The following is an 18,442-nucleotide window of genomic DNA, read 5'->3' on the forward strand; positions in this document are numbered from 1 at the left end:
GGTGGTGGCAGTTTGCAGATTTGCAAGCTTGCGTCCACAGAACGGTTGTAGCAGGTTTTGATGGCATTCCTGGCAAATGCAGGCGTTTTTACGGCCAAACGTCGCAAATCAGGGACGTTGGGCAAAGGCCTTGTCGTACAAGGCGGCACGGTGCGCAGTGAAGTGCGAGCAGGGCTCAGCGACCTTCTACTTTGGCAGCCTGCAGCTGCAGGTCGGCGAAATCGCCGTTGGACTGCGACAGCCTGATGCGCACCGGCAGGTACTGCATGGCGGGCGCCAGCCAGAGGTGGGCGCTCTGGTCCTGGCCTTTGCGGGGTTGGCGGGTCAGGCGCAGGGTGGGGGTCGGGCCGGCTGGCAAATCCAGCGTTTCGGGGCCATCCACCACGAAGGTCCAGACCTCCATGCTGCGCGCGCTGGTCACATTGATGGCCACGGTGCTGCCCTCCACGTAACGCTCGGGGTTCGCAGACACCATGCTCGACAGCTGCAAAAAGATCGACAGACGGTCCTGCACGCCGGCGCTGATGGTCTGGGGCTCATCGCCATCGCTGTAGCGGATGCGGTTGCCGGCGGTATCCAGCGCGGCACTGCGCTCTTTGCGGGCCTTGTCGACAAAGCGCTCGGGCGCCAGCCCGTAGGGGGTGATCTGGCCGCTGCTGGTCTGGCTGCGGCTGCCCATCAAAAAGGCGGACACCTCCTGCTCGGCCTGGTAACGCTGGCCATCGGTCTTGAACGTCAGCTGCGCCTTGGCCGAATACTGGAAGCCCTTGGCCGAGCCTTTGGCCTGAAACTGCAGCTGCGCTGACGGCGGCAGCTTGATCGCGGGCATGGGGCCGGCATAGCCGGGGCTGCCAATGCCTATCGGGGCTGCGGGTTCGCTGGCGCTGGCTACCTCCGCCTCGGTCTTGGCCTCCGCTGCGGGCGCATGGGGGGCGGCGCTGGCGTCTTCCTGGGCTGCCATGGCATGGAGCGGTTGCAGATCGGCCGCAGAGCCGGGGATGGGCTCCGGCGTGGGCGCTGGGCTGGCTTCGCCGGATGCGAGCAGCTGGTCCAGCGCCGAGGGGGCGGCGGGTGCAGCTTCGGCCTCTACCGGGGGCGCGGCTTCTGAGGCGGCAGGTTTTTCGGCCAAACCTTCCCGGAACTTGGGGCCCACGCTCGCGCGGCTGGTCGGTGACTGCTCTGGCGGCGCTTTTTGGATCTGGGGCCGGGGGGCAATTGGGGCTGCTTGCGCCACGCTGGGCCGGGAGGCGGGAGTGGGTGCGGGCGGCACGGCTGCAGGGGGCGGGGGTGTGATCTGGCGCACCTCAAAGCGCAGTTCCTTGGGGGTGCTGCCGGTGATGCGGGCCTTTCTCAGCGCCTCCTGCATGCCGGGCCAGGCCAGCAGTAGCCCATGGGCCGCCAGCACGGCAAAGGTCAGCAAGAGAAGGGGGCGTTGGCGCATGAGAGGCTCAGTGTAGTGCCTGCTTTGCAGGCCCACAGGGCGGCTGGATTAGCGCGGCTGCGGCGGTTGGCTGCGCGGTGCCGCGCGCTGGTAACCCAGGTCTTGCGACAGCTGGGTGGCCATGGCTTGCAGCTGCTGGGCCATGGGGCCTTGGGGATCGGGGTTGAAGCTGGCCTGCGTGCCCAGGCTGGTGATGGCCAGCACCAGCTGGCCTCGCGCATCGAACACCGGCGCGCACAGCGCAAGCACGCTGGGCATGAGGGTATCGACCACGCTGGCGATGCGCTGGCTGCGCACCTGGGCAAACAGCTGGTGGGCATCGGCAGCGGTGTGGGGCAGGTCGCTGCGCGCGGCCAGGCGGGCCTGCGCCAGTTCGCGCTCCAACGCCGGGGCGGTGCGCTCGGCCGGCAGCCAGGCGCCAAAGCAGCGCCCGGTGGCCGATGACAGCAGCGGCATCACATCGCCCAGCCGCAGGTGGCCGGTGGTGCCGTGTGGCGGCTCCTCCCAGTGCACGATGGTGGCGCCATGGTTGCCCCAAACGGCCAGCGCCACCGTGTGGCCCAGCTGGTCCAGCCAGTCGGGCATGCGCTCCCGGGCCAGCCGCACCGCATCGCTGCGGCGCAGTGCCGCCAGCCCCAGCTGCAGTGCCATCGGGCCCAGGTCATAGCGCGAGGTGGCCGCATCCTGCTTGACCAGACCGCTGCGCTGGTAGCTGACCAGGTAGCGGTGGGCCTTGGCGGGCGGCATGGCCGCAGCCTGCGCCAGGTCTTTGAGCGCCAGCGGGCCGTGGGCCTCCACCAGCGCCTGCAACAGCGCAAATCCCACCTCTACTGACTGAATGCCTGCTCGATCCTTGTCCATGGCGCTAGTTTAAGGTATTCTAAATAAAGGAATGCGTTTCACTAATCGTAATTTGGCAATGCGGGGCATCGCCAACGGTACGCGGAATGGCCGTGGCAAGCGCCCATCCCGTGGGCCAATCTGGCACGATGGCGGCATGTATGACTGTGAGACACCCGTATGAAGCTAGCTAGCTATAAAGATGGATCGCGCGACGGCCAGTTGGTCGTCGTTTCGCGTGACCTGCGCACGGCCCATTACGCCTCGGGGATTGCCCACCGCCTGCAGCAGGCGCTGGATGACTGGGATTTTTACGCGCCCCAACTGCAGGATCTGTACGACGCGCTCAATGCCGACCGCGCCCGCCACAGCTTTGACTTCAACCCCGCCCAGTGCATGGCGCCCTTGCCGCGTGCCTACCAGTGGCTGAGCGGCGCGGCCTACATGAGCCATCTGGCCTTGCTGCGCCAGGTGGCAGAGGGCGACCTGCCCGCCGCGCTCAAGACCGATCCGCTGCTGCACCAGGGCGCCGGCGATGCCTTTATCGGCCCCTGCGACGACATCGTGGTCGCCAGCGAGGCCATGGGCATTGATTTCTCGGCCGAGCTGGCCGCCATCACCGGCGATGTAAAGCAGGACACCAGCCCCGAAGATGCGCTGGATGCCGTGCGCCTGCTGATGCTGGCCAACCCCGTCAGCCTGCGCCAGCTGGAAGCAGCCGAACAAGGCAAGGGCGCCGGCCTGGTGCAAAGCCGGCCGGTCACGGCCTTCAGCCCGGTGGCCATCACCCCCGATGAGCTGGGCGAGGCCTGGCGCGGCGGCAAGGTCCACCTGGCCTTGCAGACCAGCTGGAACGGCCGCAAGGTCGGCATGTGCGATGCGGGCCCGGAGATGGGTTTTCACTTTGGGCAGCTGATTGCCCATGCGGCCAAGACCCGCCACTTGCGCGCCGGCACCGTGCTGGGCAGCGGCACCGTCAGCAACCGCGGCGCAGAAAAGCATGGCCGCATGGACTGGCCCAAGGGCTATGGCTGTATTGCGGAAAAACGCAGCATGGAGGCGCTGCAAAACAGCAAGGCCAAGACCGGCTTTATGCAGTTTGGCGACACGGTGCGCATGGAGATGAAGGGCAAGGACGGCCACAGCCTGTTCGGCGCGATTGACCAGAACGTGGCACCGCTCTACCCAGTGCAGGCCGAGGCCGAGCCCGCGCAGGAGTCGGCGGCATGACCGAGCGGCTGCATGCCGCCCGCGCGCGTTGGCAGCCGCCAGCGCCGCAGCGCGCATGCAGCCAGCCGGGGCGGCGTGGGCGTTTACTCGGGCAGGCTGGTTTGGCGCGCGTGCTGCAGCAGGCGATCGAGCAGCACACTGAGCTGCTCGCGCTCGTCGATGGTCAGCGCCGAGAGGATTTCTTCGTTGCGACGGGCAATCACCACCATGACCTTGTCCCAGTATTCACAGCCCTTGGGCGTGAGGCTGAGCACCACCCCGCGGCCATCGACTTCGCTGGCCTGCTTGAGCACCAGACCTTGCTCGACCAGCGCCTGCGTGGAGCGGCTGGCCTGGGCTTTGTTCAGGTTGGCGCGCATCGCCAGGTCATTGACCGACAGGGGATGGAACGCGCCAATCGCCGCCAGGCAGCGGGCCTCGCTGATGGGAATGCCCACCTCCTCCTCGTAGACCATCTGGGTCGTGCGGTCGGTGATCTTGGCCAGCGCATGCAGGCGGTGGGTATAGGTACGGTCCAGCGGCGTGTTCAACGCGTCTCCTTGGTTTTGTATGGGTGCTGGCTGGGAAAACAGCTACCGCGACTATGTCATGGAGGCCTGCTTTGCGGAAGCGCCCAGCTCACAACCACGTCAAGTGTTTTCCCTAGTTTTGCGCCAGGTCTGCAGGGCTAGCGCGTCCACCCCCAAACAACAACTGACAGGAGACAAGCATGCGCAGTTTGAATGCCGAGCCACGGCACTATATGACAGGTTTTGCCAATGAATGGGCGACCGAGGCCGAACCGGGCGCTTTGCCGGTGGGGCGCAACTCGCCGCAGGTGGCGCCGCTGGGCCTGTATGCCGAGCAGCTGTCGGGAACGGCCTTTACCGCGCCGCGCCACAGCAACCGCCGCAGCTGGCTCTACCGCATCCGCCCCGGCGCCATGCACGAGCCCTTTGCACCGCTGGCTTTGCCGCGCTGGAAAAGCCATGTCACGGGCGGCTTTGACGAGGTGCCCACGCCCCCCAACCAGCTGCGCTGGGATCCGCTGCCGCTGCCCGATGCACCCTGCGATTTTCTGCAAGGCATCGTCAGCATGGCCGGCAATGCCGCCTGTGGCATCCACCTGTATGCCGCCAACCGCAGCATGGAAGGCCGCTACTTCTACAACGCCGATGGCGAGCTGCTGATCGTGCCCCAGCAGGGCCGGCTGCAAATTGCCACCGAGCTGGGCACCTTGGACGTGGAGCCCCAAGAGATTTGCGTGGTGCCCCGGGGTGTGCGCTTTGCCGTGACTCTGCTCGACGGCACGGCGCGCGGCTATATCTGCGAGAACTATGGCGAGCTGCTCAAGCTGCCCGACCTGGGCGTGATCGGCTCCAACGGCCTGGCCAACCCGCGTGATTTCCAGACGCCAGTGGCGGCTTATGAAGACCTGGAAGGCGACTTTGAGCTGGTGGCCAAACTGCGCGGCCATTTCTGGTCGGCGCGCGTCGGCCATTCGCCCCTCGATGTGGTCGCCTGGCATGGCAACTACGCGCCCTACAAATACGATCTGCGCCGCTTCAACGCCATTGGCTCGATCAGTTACGACCACCCCGATCCGTCGATTTTTCTGGTGCTGCAATCGCCCACCGCGCTGCCCGGCGTGGATGCGCTGGACTTTGTCATCTTCCCGCCGCGCGTGCTGGTGGCGCAGGACACCTTCCGTCCGCCCTGGTTCCACCGCAACTATGCCAGCGAGTTCATGGGCCTGATCGAAGGCGCCTACGACGCCAAGGCCGAAGGCTTTGTGCCCGGCGGCGCCTCCCTGCACAACTGCATGAGCGGCCACGGCCCCGATGCCGATACCTTCGACAAAGCCAGCAAGGCCGACACGCACAAGCCGCATTACATCGACAACACGATGGCCTTTATGTTCGAGACCCCCGCCGTGATCCAGCCCAGCGCTTACGCGCTGGAGACGGTGCAGCTCCAGCACGAGTACTACCGCTGCTGGCAAGGGCTGCAAAAGCATTTCAAGCCGCAGGACAAAGCCTGAGGCCCACAACCCCCATTTGGAGACAACACCCCCATGACCCTACTCAACGAAACCCACGACCCCGCGCTGCAAAGCTGGGTCAGCAGTGCCCAATCTGCTGGCAGCGATTTCCCGCTGCAGAACCTGCCGTTTGCCAGCTTTCGCCGCCAAGGCAGCCAAGAGGCCTGGCGCGGCGGCGTCGCCATTGGTGACCAGATTGTTGACCTGCAGGCGCTGGCCGCCAGCGGCAGCCTGAGCGGTGATGCACAGCGCGCCGCCGAAGCGGGCGCGCAGGAATCGCTCAACGCCTTGATGGCGCTGGGCCCAAAGGCCTGGAGCGCCTTGCGCCTGGCGCTGTCGCGCGGCTTGCGCGCCGGCGCTGCCGAGCAGGCGCAGTGGCAGGGCTTGCTGGTGCCGCAAGCGCAGGCTGCCTACAACCTGCCCGCACGCATTGGCGACTACACCGACTTCTACACCTCCATCCACCACGCCACCAACATCGGCAAGCAGTTCCGCCCGGACAACCCCCTGTTGCCCAACTACCAGTGGGTGCCTATTGGCTACCACGGCCGCTCGTCGAGCATCGTGGTGTCGGGCACGCCTTTCAAGCGCCCTGTAGGCCAGACCAAGGCGCCCGATGCAGCGGTGCCAACGGTCAAGGCCAGCGCGCGCATGGATATCGAGCTGGAAATGGGCATCTTCATGGGCCAGGCCAATGCGCTGGGCGAGCCGGTGAGCATGGCGCAGGCGGAGGACCATGTGTTTGGCCTCTGCCTGCTCAATGACTGGTCGGCGCGCGACATCCAGCCCTGGGAATACCAGCCGCTGGGCCCGTTCCTGTCGAAGAACTTTGCCTCGCACCTTTCCCCCTGGGTGGTGACCCTGGAGGCGCTGGCGCCGTACCGCGTGGCCTTTGCCCGCCCCGAGGGCGATCCGCAGCCGCTGCCCTATATGGACAGCGCACACAACCGCGATGCCGGCGCTTTTGACATTGCGTTGGCCGTGGACCTGCAGACCCCCCAGATGCGCGCCGCCGGCCAGCCCGCCGTGCAGATCACCCAGTCCAACTACCGCCATGCCTACTGGACCGTCGCGCAGCTCGTGGCCCACCACACGGTCAACGGCTGCAACCTGCAGCCCGGCGACCTGCTGGGCACCGGCACCTTGTCCGGCCCTAGCTTGGACCAGGCTGCCGCGCTGATCGAGCTGACCGTGGGCGGCAAGCAGCCGCTGACCTTGCCCAATGGTGAGACCCGCACCTGGCTGGAAGATGGCGACGCCGTGGTGCTGCGCGGCTGGTGCGAGCGGCCCGGCGCTGCCCGCATCGGCTTTGGCATCTGCGAAGGCCAGATGCTGCCGGCGCGCAAGCTCTAAGCGACAGCTGCCTGGCTGGGGGCAGGTGGACAATGCCATCTGGCCCCGGCGCGGCTCCCGTCGCCCCGCACCACATAGACAACAACGATTACCAACAGGAGACAACACATGCCCACACCTTTTTCCCTGCGCCAGCTGCTGGCGGCCGCCGCGCTGGCCTTGCCGGCGCTGAGCCAGGCCGCCTATCCCGATCATCCGATTGAATGGGTCGTGCCTTATGCGGCCGGCGGCGGCTCCGATGTCGTGGCCCGTGTGGTGGCCGAGCCCATGGCCAAGGCCCTGGGCCAGTCCATCATCATCCTCAACAAGCCCGGTGCGGCCACCAATATTGGCGCCGACTACGCCGCACGTGCCAAGCCCGATGGCTACACCCTGCTGACCGGCGACACCGGCACCCTGGCGGCGAATGCCTTCCTGTACCAAAAGCTCAGCTACAGCGCTGAGAAAGACTTCGCGCCCGTCGGCATGCTGGTGCGCTTTCCGCTGATCCTGGTCGTCAACCCCAAGCTGCCGATCAAGAACCTGGCCGAGTTCAGCGCCTGGGCCAAGGCCCAGCAGGGCGGAGTGAGCTATGCGACGCCCGGCGCCGGCTCGCCCCACCACCTGGCGACCGAGATTTTCAAAGAGCAGGCCAAGCTGAGCCTTGTGCATGTGCCTTACAAGGGTGCAGCGCCTGCCGTGCAGGATGTGCTGGGCGGCCAGGTGCCCTTTATGTTTGTTGATTCGGTCGCCGGTTTCCAGAACATCCAGGCGGGCAAGCTGCGCGCCATTGGCATTGCGACGCCACAGCGCTCCAAGGTGTTTCCGGATGTCCCGACTCTGGAAGAGCAAGGGATGAAGGGCTTTGAAGCCTACGCTTGGCAGGGCTTGGTCGTCCCCAAAGCGACGCCAGAGGACCGGGTTCAGCGGCTGAGCGAGCAGCTGCAAGCCACCTTGAAGGATCCAGCCGTGGTCAAACGCCTGGAAGACATGGGGCTGGAAGTGACCGCCACGAGCCGCGCCGACATGGCGAAATTCCTCGTGACAGAGCGTAATAAGCTCGGTCCTGTGATAAAAACCAACAATATTCAACTAGATTAGTTAAAAATTGTGGAATTGCGTTAAAATCGAAGCGCCAGTTGGTTAACCATTCCATGGGTAAAAAAGTTAAGTCACCAAGCGCGATGTCCTAGACATCGCGCTTTTTTTGTGCCCAGCCCGGGCGCATGACGCCTGCGCGATAGGGCAGTGGCCGCTGCTGGCACATGCTGGGGCCGTGTTTTTTCACTGTTGGAACGGACAACATGGCTGCAGCGCTCCCCCAGATCTTGGCGTTTGACGTATTTGGCACCGTGGTGGATTGGCACGGCAGCATCCTGCGCGAGATGGCAGAGCGCTATCCCCAGGTGGATGGCGACGCCTTTGCGCTCGCTTGGCGCAAGGGCTACCAACCGGCGATGGACTTGGTGCGCAGTGGGCAATTGGGCTGGACGCGCATCGATGCTTTGCATCGCCGGATCCTTGACGGCATCCTGCCGCAGTTTGGGCTGGGTGACATGTCTGAGGCTGAGCGTGCCGAGCTCAACCGGGTGTGGCACCGGCTTGCGCCTTGGTCGGATAGCGTTGCGGGGTTGGCGCGGCTCAAAAGCCGCTTTGTCATTACGCCGCTGTCGAACGGGAATATTGCCTTGCTGACCTATATGGCCAAAAACGCAGGCCTGCCTTGGGATTGTGTGCTGTCGGCCGAGGTGTTTAAGGCTTATAAGCCGGATCCTGCGGCTTACCTGGGGGTGGCAGATGTTTTTGAGGTGGGGGCTGCTTCCGTCATGCTCGTCGCTGCGCATCACAGTGATTTGGCGGCGGCTCGTCAGTGTGGGTTGCAGACGGCGTATATACAGCGGCCGCTGGAGTTTGGAGCGAACCAACCCAAAGATGTCACTCCCCAACCAGGCAATACCTACCACTGCAGCAGCATCCTCGACTTAGCCGATCAGCTGGGGTGTTGAGTTTTTGTGATTTTTTAGCGTTGGGACTGTTTACCGTGCAGAGGCGCCGATATAGGGCCTGATCCTTCGTTGCGCAGGCTTGCCGTACAGACGTACTGTCTGCGCCTGCGACGCCTCGTCTCAGACCCTATCTCGGCGTTGGGGTGGTGGGTTGGGTGCTGCGCTTGCTTCTTGGGCCCGCTCCCGCATACCGCTTGATTGGATGCTGCGCTTCTTGCTACCGCTTTTGGTTGGGCGGGCTCAGCGGTAGGTCAATTTTTCAATGCAAAAAGCGCCCGGGGTTGTCCTCGGGCGCTTTGCTTTGGTTGCTAGTCTAGCTTCTTATTTCTTCGCTTGGGCCAACCACTTGGTGGCCAGCTCTACCCAGTAGGTGGCGCCCAGGGGGATCAGGTCGTCGTTGAAGTCGTAGCTGGGGTTGTGCAAGGTGCAGGGGCCGCCGCCGTGGCCGATGGCGCGGTGGTCGCCTTCGCCGTTGGCGATGAAGCAGTAGGCGCCGGGCTTGGCTTCCAGCATGAAGGAGAAGTCTTCGGCGCCCATGGTGGGCTCTTGCGCTTTCACTTTGTCGGCGCCCAGGATGTCGACCATCACTTGGCGGGCGAACTCGGCTTCGGGGGCGCTGTTGACGGTGGCGGGGTAGTTGCGGTTGAAGTAGAAGTCGCACTGGGCGTTGTTCATCGCGCAGCAGCCTTCGGCCACCTGGCGCATGCGCGCTTCGATGAGGTCCAGCACTTCGGTGCGGAAGGTACGCACGGTGCCTTGCAGCTCTACGCGGTCGGGGATCACATTGTTGGCTTCGCCGCCGTGGATCATGGTGACGGAGATCACGCCGGTATCAAGCGGCTTCTTGTTGCGGGTGATGATGGTCTGGAAGGCGGTGACGATCTGGCAGGCGATCGGCACCGGGTCATTGCCCATGTGCGGCATCGCACCGTGGCCGCCCTTGCCGGTGATGGTGATCTTGAAGTCGTTGCTGGACGCCATCACCGGGCCAGGGCTCACGGCCATATTGCCGGCGGCCATGCCGGGCCAGTTGTGCATGCCGAACACGGCCTGCATCGGGAATTTCTCGAACAGTCCGTCCTTGATCATCTCGCGCGCGCCGCCACCGCCTTCTTCGGCGGGCTGGAAGATCAGGTAGACGGTGCCATCAAAATCGCGGAACTTGGAGAAGTGCTTGGCAGCGGCCAGCAGCATCGCAGTGTGGCCGTCATGGCCGCAGGCGTGCATCTTGCCGGCATGGCGGCTGGCATGGTCAAAGGTATTGGATTCCTGCATCGGCAGCGCATCGATATCGGCGCGCAGGCCCACGGCCAGGCCGCTGGCGCCGCCGTCCTTGCCGTGCACAATGCCGACCACGCCGGTGGTGCCCATGCCCCGGTGGATGGGGATGCCCCATTCCGTCAGCTTGTCCGCCACCAGATCGGCCGTGCGCACTTCTTCAAAGCACAGCTCCGGGTGGGCATGGATGTCTTTGCGGATCTGGGCGATGCTGGCCGCTTCGGCCACGATGGAATCAATCAGCTTCATGGAAAATCCTGTTGGCTACATGGGGTGTATCTGTCTGGCGGCGCCCGCTGGGGGCCAAGGCGTTGGCGGGCGGCATGCCAAGCCCTCTATGGTGCAGCAAAGCAGACCATGCCCAGGCTGAAATGTCTTGGGAATAACCCTTGCGAAGGCCCCCCGCGCGGGCGAACGTGCTGCACGCGACCCCAGCCCCTGCCATCTGGCGCTACCATGTGCAGCACAACTTTCCCCCTCGATTCCGCGCCCGCCTGGGCGCCGCCACCGCCATGACCACCACCGCCGCCGCCACCACCGTTTTGGGCGCCTGCCCCCATGACTGCCCCGACACCTGCTCGCTGGTCACCACGGTGGTCGATGGCGTGGCCACCAAGGTCAGCGGCAACCCGCTGCATGCGCACACCGGCGGCGTGCTCTGCGCCAAGGTCAGCAAATACACCGAGCGCAGCTACCACGAAGACCGGGTGCTGCAGCCGATGAAGCGGGTGGGGCCCAAGGGCAGCGGCCAGTTTGAGCCGGTGAGCTGGGACGAGGCGCTGGCCGATATCAGCGCGCGGCTGCACGGCATTGCGCAGGCTGATCCGCAGGCCATCCTGCCCTACAGCTATGCCGGCACCATGGGCCTGGTGCAGGGCGAGAGCATGGACCGGCGCTTTTTCCACCAGCTGGGCGCCTCCTTGCTCGACCGCACCATCTGCGCCAGCGCGGGCTCGGAGGCCTTGCTCCACACCTATGGCGGCAAGCTGGGCATGCATGTGCAGTTTTTTGCTGAGAGCCAGCTGATCCTCATCTGGGGCAGCAACAGCATTGGCAGCAACCTGCATTTCTGGCGCTATGCGATGGAGGCCAAGCGCAATGGCGCCAAGCTGGTCTGCATCGATCCGCGCAAGAGCGAGACCGCCGACAAATGCCATGAGCACCTGCAACTGCTGCCCGGCACCGATGCGGCGCTGGCGCTGGCCTTGATGCATGAGCTGATCAGCAACGACTGGCTGGACCACGACTACATCGCCCAGCACACCTTGGGCTGGGACGACCTGAAGGCCCGCGCACTGCAGTGGCCACCCGAGCGCGCCGCCCAGGTCTGCGGCATTGATGCGGAGCAGATCCGCAGCCTGGCGCGGGATTACGGCACCACCACGCCGGCCGCCATTCGCCTCAACTACGGCATGCAGCGCACGCGCGGCGGTGGCAACGCCGTGCGCGCTGTCGCCTGCCTGCCAGCGCTCACCGGCGCATGGCGCCACCGCGCAGGTGGCCTGCTGCTGTCCAGCTCTTCGTCGGCACCGGCACGCCGGGGCGCGCTGCAAATGCCGGCACTGCTGGGTGCACGCCAGCCCCGCACCGTCAACATGAGCACGATTGGCGATGCGCTGCTCAAGCCCGCCAGTGCCGAGTTTGGCCCGCAGATTGCAGCGCTCATCTGCTACAACAGCAACCCGGTGGCGGTGGCCCCCGATTCGGCCAAGGTGGTGAAAGGCTTTGCCCGCGAGGACCTGTTCACCGTGGTGCTGGAGCACTTCATGACCGACACCGCCGACTATGCCGACTATGTGCTGCCCGCCACCAGCCAGCTGGAGCACTGGGACATCCACACCAGCTACGGCCACACCGATGTGCTGCTCAACCGCCCGGCCATTGCGCCGCTGGGCCAGGCGCGCAGCAATGCGCAGATCTTCCGCGACCTGGCCGCGCAAATGGCGCGCTACGACAGCGCCTTTGCCGCGCCGCATTTTGCCGACAGCGACGAGGCCTTGTGCCGCCAGGCGGTGGACCCGACGCGCATCCCGTTTGAGCAACTATTGGACCAGGGCTTTGTCGCGCAGAACCTGCCCGAGGCACCCTTTGCCAACGGCGGCTTCGCCACGCCCTCGGGCAAGTGCGAATTCCACAGTGCAGCGCTGGAAGCCATGGGCATCAACCCCTTGCCCGACTACCTGCCCAACCATGAACTGCCCACGGCTAGCCACCCGCTGGCAATGATCTCGCCACCGGCGCGCAATTTTCTCAACTCCACCTTTGTCAATGTGCGCAAGCTGCGCAGTGCCGAGGAGCGCCCGATGCTGGAGATGCACCCCAGCGATGCGCAAAGCCGCCAGGTGGCCGACGGCGATCTGGTGCGCGTCTTCAACAGCCGGGGCGAGCATGTCTGCCATGCCAGCATCAATGGCCGCGCCCGGCCTGGCGTGGTGGTGGGGCTGGGCATCTGGTGGCGCAAGGATGGGCCCAATGGCACCAACGTCAATGAGCTGACCCACCAGCAGCTGACCGATATCGGACGTGCACCGTCCTTTTACGACTGTGCGGTGCAGGTAGAGCGCATGGCCCCCGCAGAAATCGCCAACGAAGGAATCGCCGCATGAGCGCCGTGGAACAAGCCTTTTCGCGCAGTTATGCGCAAGCCCGCCAGCAGTTCTTGGAGGCCACCGCCACCGCCGGCATGGCGCTGCAATCGCAGCCCCACCCCTTGACCGGGGTGGAGGGCGAAGCGCTGGCCATGGATGTGGCCCGGGATGGCGCGATGGATGCCGACAAGCTGCTGATCCTCAGCAGCGCCTGCCATGGCATCGAGGGCTACTGCGGCAGCGGCGTGCAGATGTATGCGCTGCGCGATGCCGAGTGGCTGGACAAGGCGCGAAGCGCCGGCGTGGCGGTGCTGTATGTGCATGCGCTCAATCCGCATGGCTTCTCCTACGGCCGGCGCGTCACCCAAGAGAATGTCGACCTGAACCGCAACTTTGTTGATTTCTCCCAGCCGCTGCCCGCCAATGCGGCCTATGACCAGCTGCACGATGTGATCATCCCCGCGCAGTGGCCGCCGGGCCCCGAGGCTGAGCAGGCGATGCAGGCCTTTATAGCGGCCAACGGCATGAAGGCCTGGCAGGCTGCTGTGGCCCAGGGCCAGTACCGCCATCCGCAAGGGGTGTTTTTTGGCGGCCAGGCCCCCACCTGGAGCAACCAGATCCTGCGCCAGGTGCTGCGCCAGCATGGCAGCCAGGCGCGCCAGATTGCCTGGATCGATGTGCACACCGGCCTGGGCCCCAATGGCTATGGCGAGCGCATCTTCACCGGCCCGCCCGGCGATGCGGCCATGCTGGCGCGGGCGCGCCGCTGGTGGGATGGCGCAGGCGCCACGCCGGTCACCTCGATCGATGACGGCAGCTCCTCATCGCCGCCGCTGAGTGGTTTGCTGTGGAACAGCGTGGCGCAGGAATGCCCGCAGGCCGCCTTTACCGGCATGGCTTTGGAATACGGCGTGCTGCCGGTGCATGCCACCCTGGATGCCCTGCGCGCCGACCACTGGCTGCACCAGCACCCCGAGGCGCCGGAAGCCCAGCAGGCCGCCATCCACCAGCAGATGCGCGAAGCGTTTTATGACGAGAGCGCAGCCTGGAAAGGGCAGATCATCAGCCAGGCGCGGCAGGCGCTGTTCCAGACCGTCGATGGGCTCGGCAGCGACGCGAGCTGATTTTTAGCGGGGCGCCACCTGCAGCGCGACCTGCTGGCAGCCCCAGTGGTGCAGGCATTCTCGCAGCAGAATCAACAAGGCTGCTTGCGCGGGCGCCAGCTGCAGGCCGCTGTGGCTGCCTCCCATCATGTGGTTGGCATAGCGGTTAAAGAGCTGCTCGATCGCGTCGCTGGTCTGCAGCGCGGCTTGCGGCTCGGGCAGCTGCGCGACCAACGCTGCCATGTCTGGTGCGCCGCACAGCAAAGCCAACTGTGGGCCCGGCGCTGGCCAGCTGCGGGTCAGCGGCATGATCTGGTCCTCCACCAACTCAATCACCTGCTCCACCTGGCCGGCACCTGCCGATGCGCGGCTCAGGTACTGTGTTGCCAATTGGCCATAGCCCAGTGGCAGATCGTGTCGAATAGGTGACGCGTTTTGCGCTGCCACACGCCAGACATGGCAGGCATCCGGGTCGGCCTGCAGCACCAGCCAGTCATGGTCTGGAAGGCGCGCTTGCAGCGCTGCCAAACCGGGCGGTAACGCGGTGGACAAGGGGGTGGAGAGGGTGGCTGGCAAGGGTGTAGGCATGGTCGGAGAGCAATGCTAAGCGCGCTTTGGAGAGGCCGCTCGATGTATCTTTTATACATATGCTGTCAGTAGGTGTGTCGGACAACAGCCATTGACGGCAGAGGCCGGAGTTACACAATAACCGCTATGAATATCCTGCAGTCCAAGCTCGAAGAAAAGCTGGCGGGTTTGCCAGTGTCCATGGCCATTGAGATGCCCCAGGGCGGATGGATCGGCCCGCCCGACCAGGCGCAACTGCGCATCCATTGCCGCAATGCGGCGGCGCTGGCCGCGCTGGCGGCCGGGGATGTTGGGGTGGTGGGTGCGGCTATTGTCGAAGGCCATGTAGAGATAGATGGCAGCATGCGCGATGTCATGGCCGCCGCCGCAGCGCTGGTGCCTTCGGATCCGGTGGCGGCGCGCTCCACCTGGTGGAGCCGCATGCTGGCGCGCTCGCGCTCGGCGGCGCTCCACACCTTGACCAAAGACTCCGAGCAGATCCAGTTCCACTACGACGTCTCGGACGCGTTCTACGGCCTGTGGCTGGACCCACGCCGTGTCTATTCCTGCGCCTACTATGCGCAGCCCGACTACAACCTGGCCCAGGCGCAAGAGGCCAAGCTCGACCTGATCTGCCGCAAGCTGCGGCTGCAGCCCGGCGAGCGTTTTCTGGATGTGGGCGCCGGCTGGGGCGGCCTGCTGCTGTGGGCGGCCGAGCACTATGGCGTGCAAGGCACGGGCATTACCTTGTCCAGAAACCAGCATGCCCATGTCAACCGTCTGATCGAAGAAAAAGGTTTGCAGGGCCGGGTGCGGATGCTGCTGAGTGACTACCGCCATCTGCAGGTGGACGAGCCCTTTGACAAGCTGGCCTCGGTCGGCATGTTCGAGCATGTGGGCCGCGCCCATATGCAGGAGTACTTCGGCACGCTCAAGCGGCTGATCAAACCCGGCGGTTTGCTGATGAACCATGGCATTACCGCTGGCGGTACCGACAACGAGCAGCTGGGCGCCGGCATGGGCGATTTCATCGAAAAATACATCTTCCCCGGTGGCGAGCTGATCCACGTGAGCGCCGTGCTCGAAGAGATGGCGCATGCCGGCTGGGAGATGGTGGACACGGACAACCTGCGCCCCCACTATGCCAAGACCTTGTGGGCCTGGTCCGATGCGCTGGAGGCGCAGCTGGACGAAGCGCTGGCCATCTTGGCGCAAAAAGGCAACCCTGCGCAGGCCGCCAAAACCTTGCGCGCCTACCGCCTCTACCTGGCCGGTTGCGCCACCGGTTTTGAGCATGGCTGGGTAGCGCTGCACCAGATGCTGGCTGTCATGCCCGATGGATCGATGACGACAGGCAGCATGCCTGGGGCACAATCACAATATCCCTTCACCCGGGACTATATGTATCGATAAGGAGAGAGCCGTGCTATTCAAATTCAAATCACAGGCGACTGCAGACATGATCATGCTGGAGCCCGACGCCCGCAAAGTGCTGCAGCTCATCGGCAAGGATGCCTCGCCCCGGGGCATCATCACCGTCGACCAGATCCCCCAGGCGATTGCCGCGCTGCAAGCGGCCGTGGCTGCCGAAGACGAGCGCGCCCAGGCCGCTAAAAACCAGGACCTGAACAAAGACCCGGAAGACGCCGATGGCCAGGATGTGAAAGCCAGTGTCGGCCTCAAGCAGCGCGCGGTGCCCTTTATCGAGATGCTGCGCCGTAGTGCGGCTGAGCAGGCCGATGTGGTCTGGGGCGGCTGATACCTCAGCGACCCGCTTATGCCAACGAAAAAAGACTGCCGAGGCAGTCTTTTTGCATGGGAGGTCTGCAATCAGTCGGCGAAGGTGCCGGCCGCCTTGATGATCGGCGTCCACTTGGCGATTTCAGCCTGCACAAAGGCCTTGTGGCCTTCGGGCGTGATGCGCTGGTCGGTGGCGACCACGGCGCTCAGGTTCTCGGACTTCTTGATGAACTCAGGGTCCTTCAAGGCCACCTTCAGCGCGTCGTTGACCTTCTTCAGGATGTCGGCTGGCGTGCCCTTGGGGGCGTACAGACCGTGCCAGATCGTCACTTCAAAGCCCTTCAGGCCTTCTTCCTGCAAGGTCGGCAGGTCCTTCAGCGATGGGGTGGTCAGGCGCTTGTTGGTGGTCACGGCATAGGCCTTGACCTTTTTGCCTTCGATCTGGCCGGTGGTGTTGGTGGTCTGGTCACACAGCACATCGACCTGGTTGCCCATCAGATCGGCAATCGCCGGTGCGGCGCCCTTGTAAGGCACGGCGGTCAGCGGGATCTTCAAGGTGCTTTGCAGCAGCAGGCCGCAAAGGTGCGAGGCGGAACCAATACCGGCATTGGCCAGGTTGACCTTGTCCTTTTCCTTGTTCAGGTAGGCGGCCAGTTCCTTGTAGTTGTTCGGTGCCAGGGTGGGCTTGCCGATCAGGGTCATCGGCACGTCGTTGATGATGCCCAGGTACTCAAAGTCCTTGGTCACATCAAAAGACAGCTTGCGGTAAAGGATGGGGGCCGTTGCCACGCCAATGTGGTTGAGCAGCAGGGTGTAGCCGTCAGCCTTGGCGCGTGCCGCCTTGGCCATGCCGATGGTGCTGCCGGCGCCGTCGGCATTGTCGATGACGACGGTCACGCCGTTCAGCGGCTTGCGCAGCGCTTCTGCCAGATCGCGTGCCACGCGGTCGGTGGGGCCACCTGCGGTGAACGGCACAACGATGGTGATGGGCTTGTTGGGGTAGGAGGCATCGGCATAGGCACCGGTGGCGGTGGCGGCCGCCAGGGCCAGGGCGCTCCATTGCATCATCTTGTTCATAACGGCTTGTCTCTTTAGAGGGGAAAAAGACTGCCATCCTAACGAGATCGGGCTGGGGTTTTTTCTAAGGTAAACCCTTGTTTTTCCTGAGTGTTTCGAGTTTTTGACAAAGCCTTCTTTGCCGAACTTAAAGCCCAATGGCTGTCCGGATCAACCACGGTTTGTGATAGCTGCTATCAATATTGATAGTTAAAATGTCGCTAACCCATGTCGAAATAGCAGGTGGCGGCGCGCCGAACGCTGCAATTATTTGCGCTGGCGCAAGCCGTTTGGCCCGCAACCGGGCTTGCCAAGCGCTGCAATAGCCGTAGCTTTGCTATGGCTTTCACGAAGCTTACGCCGGAAACGACCCGCTGGCGATGGCCGCCGCCGCCGCGCGGGTCTCCACGCCGAGCTTTTCAAACACATGTTCCAGGTGCTTGTTGACGGTGCGCGGGCTCATGCCCAGGATCTGCGCAATGTCGCGGTTGGTCTTGCCCTTGGCCAGCCAGCCCAGCACCTCCGTCTCGCGCGGGGTCAGGGCGGCGTCTTGCAGGCGCTGGCTGCTGGCGCGCAGGTTTTCGTTGGCGAGGCGCAGCACCAGCATGCGCTCACCAATGCCGACTTCGCCGACATCCTGGGCCAGCAGGCTGGCTTGGCCCAGCGCCTGCTGTGCGGCCTGGTCGCGGGCCGATTGCAGCCAGGCCGCTGCGGCAGGCTGCGCGCCGCCAAAAGCCTGCTCCAGCCACTGCACCGCCTGGGGCGAGCGCCAGGCAATGCGGCCCTGGCGGTCCAGCACCACCACGCCCATGCCGCCCACATCCACCGCCGCCTGGGCCATGCGGCCCACATGGGCGTTGTGCATATGGCGGGCCAGGCGCGCCAGCACCTCGGGCAGCTTCAGCGGTTTGACGACATAGTCCACCCCGCCGCAGGCAAAGCCCTCGACGATATGGTCGGTCTCGGACAGCCCGGTCATAAAGATCACCGGCACATGGGCCCAGGCCGGGTGCGCCTTGATCTTGCGGCACAGCGAGAAACCGCTCTCGCCGGGCATCACGCAGTCCAGCAGCACGGCATCCGGCGTGGCCATGTCCAGCCGCTCCAGCGCCTCGGCCGCATTGCGGGCCACCAGCACGGTGTAGTCCTGCTGGCTCAGCGCTTCGCAGAGAAAGCCGAGGGTCTCGATGGCATCGTCGACCACCAGGACGACGCCGGCATGGGGCGTGTGATGAGGCATG

General features: G+C 64.7%; 16 protein-coding genes. 9 read left to right on the forward strand and 7 right to left on the reverse strand.

Annotated features, from left to right (window positions below):
- Positions 1-175: 175 nt before the first annotated feature.
- On the reverse strand, positions 176-1,441 hold the full coding sequence (locus tag HS961_RS04430; protein ID WP_182326564.1) for a DUF3108 domain-containing protein: 1,266 nt from the start codon (positions 1,439-1,441) through the stop codon (positions 176-178).
- Between the two features lie 48 nt (positions 1,442-1,489).
- Positions 1,490-2,302, reverse strand: a complete 813-nt coding sequence (locus HS961_RS04435) for an IclR family transcriptional regulator (protein ID WP_182326565.1) — start codon at positions 2,300-2,302, stop codon at positions 1,490-1,492.
- A 159-nt stretch (positions 2,303-2,461) separates the two neighbouring features.
- Between HS961_RS04435 and HS961_RS04440 the strand changes: the two genes are divergently transcribed.
- A complete protein-coding gene (locus HS961_RS04440) occupies positions 2,462-3,511 on the forward strand; it encodes a fumarylacetoacetate hydrolase family protein (RefSeq protein WP_182326566.1) in 1,050 nt (349 codons plus the stop codon).
- 83 nt (positions 3,512-3,594) lie between these two features.
- Here the strand turns inward: HS961_RS04440 and HS961_RS04445 are convergent, their stop codons facing one another.
- Positions 3,595-4,041, reverse strand: a complete 447-nt coding sequence (locus HS961_RS04445; RefSeq protein ID WP_202883140.1) for a MarR family winged helix-turn-helix transcriptional regulator — start codon at positions 4,039-4,041, stop codon at positions 3,595-3,597.
- A gap of 179 nt (positions 4,042-4,220) precedes the next feature.
- Between HS961_RS04445 and hmgA the strand changes: the two genes are divergently transcribed.
- The 4 genes from hmgA (at position 4,221) to HS961_RS04465 (ending at position 8,869) form a co-directional block, all read left to right on the forward strand.
- Complete coding sequence (gene hmgA, locus HS961_RS04450; RefSeq protein ID WP_182326567.1) at positions 4,221-5,531, forward strand: homogentisate 1,2-dioxygenase; 1,311 nt, start codon at positions 4,221-4,223, stop codon at positions 5,529-5,531.
- A 33-nt stretch (positions 5,532-5,564) separates the two neighbouring features.
- A complete protein-coding gene (gene fahA / locus HS961_RS04455; RefSeq protein WP_182326568.1) occupies positions 5,565-6,884 on the forward strand; it encodes a fumarylacetoacetase in 1,320 nt (439 codons plus the stop codon).
- 108 nt (positions 6,885-6,992) lie between these two features.
- Positions 6,993-7,964, forward strand: coding sequence for a Bug family tripartite tricarboxylate transporter substrate binding protein (locus HS961_RS04460; protein ID WP_182326569.1), 972 nt, complete (start codon positions 6,993-6,995; stop codon positions 7,962-7,964).
- A gap of 203 nt (positions 7,965-8,167) precedes the next feature.
- Entirely contained in the window at positions 8,168-8,869 is a 702-nt protein-coding gene (locus tag HS961_RS04465; RefSeq protein WP_182328120.1) for a haloacid dehalogenase type II, read from the forward strand.
- A gap of 321 nt (positions 8,870-9,190) precedes the next feature.
- On the opposite strand, the gene HS961_RS04470 is transcribed toward HS961_RS04465, so the two are convergent.
- On the reverse strand, positions 9,191-10,396 hold the full coding sequence (locus tag HS961_RS04470) for a M20 aminoacylase family protein (protein ID WP_182326570.1): 1,206 nt from the start codon (positions 10,394-10,396) through the stop codon (positions 9,191-9,193).
- Between the two features lie 263 nt (positions 10,397-10,659).
- Here HS961_RS04470 and HS961_RS04475 point away from each other — a divergent pair, with 263 nt between their 5' ends.
- Both HS961_RS04475 and HS961_RS04480 read left to right on the forward strand, forming a co-directional pair.
- Positions 10,660-12,753, forward strand: a complete 2,094-nt coding sequence (locus HS961_RS04475) for a molybdopterin-containing oxidoreductase family protein (protein ID WP_182328121.1) — start codon at positions 10,660-10,662, stop codon at positions 12,751-12,753.
- Positions 12,750-13,859, forward strand: coding sequence for a M14 family metallopeptidase (locus tag HS961_RS04480; protein WP_182326571.1), 1,110 nt, complete (start codon positions 12,750-12,752; stop codon positions 13,857-13,859). Before HS961_RS04475 ends, HS961_RS04480 begins: the two co-directional genes overlap by 4 nt.
- A 3-nt stretch (positions 13,860-13,862) precedes the next feature.
- Here HS961_RS04480 and HS961_RS04485 read toward each other — a convergent pair whose 3' ends face one another.
- Positions 13,863-14,426, reverse strand: coding sequence for a hypothetical protein (locus HS961_RS04485; protein WP_182326572.1), 564 nt, complete (start codon positions 14,424-14,426; stop codon positions 13,863-13,865).
- Positions 14,427-14,552: 126 nt separating this feature from the next.
- Here HS961_RS04485 and HS961_RS04490 point away from each other — a divergent pair, with 126 nt between their 5' ends.
- Together HS961_RS04490 and HS961_RS04495 are read left to right on the forward strand one after the other, a co-directional pair.
- Positions 14,553-15,818, forward strand: coding sequence for a class I SAM-dependent methyltransferase (locus HS961_RS04490; RefSeq protein ID WP_182326573.1), 1,266 nt, complete (start codon positions 14,553-14,555; stop codon positions 15,816-15,818).
- Between the two features lie 10 nt (positions 15,819-15,828).
- Positions 15,829-16,164: a DUF1840 domain-containing protein gene (locus HS961_RS04495; RefSeq protein WP_182326574.1), complete on the forward strand. Its 336-nt coding sequence runs from the start codon at positions 15,829-15,831 to the stop codon at positions 16,162-16,164.
- 71 nt (positions 16,165-16,235) lie between these two features.
- Here HS961_RS04495 and HS961_RS04500 read toward each other — a convergent pair whose 3' ends face one another.
- Together HS961_RS04500 and HS961_RS04505 are read right to left on the reverse strand one after the other, a co-directional pair.
- Positions 16,236-17,222, reverse strand: coding sequence for a tripartite tricarboxylate transporter substrate-binding protein (locus HS961_RS04500; protein WP_182326575.1), 987 nt, complete (start codon positions 17,220-17,222; stop codon positions 16,236-16,238).
- 334 nt (positions 17,223-17,556) lie between these two features.
- On the reverse strand, positions 17,557-18,441 hold the full coding sequence (locus HS961_RS04505; RefSeq protein ID WP_182326576.1) for a response regulator: 885 nt from the start codon (positions 18,439-18,441) through the stop codon (positions 17,557-17,559).
- Position 18,442: the final 1 nt, after the last annotated feature.

The sequence above is a fragment of the Comamonas piscis genome (assembly GCF_014109725.1).
GTDB lineage: Bacteria > Pseudomonadota > Gammaproteobacteria > Burkholderiales > Burkholderiaceae_C > Comamonas > Comamonas piscis.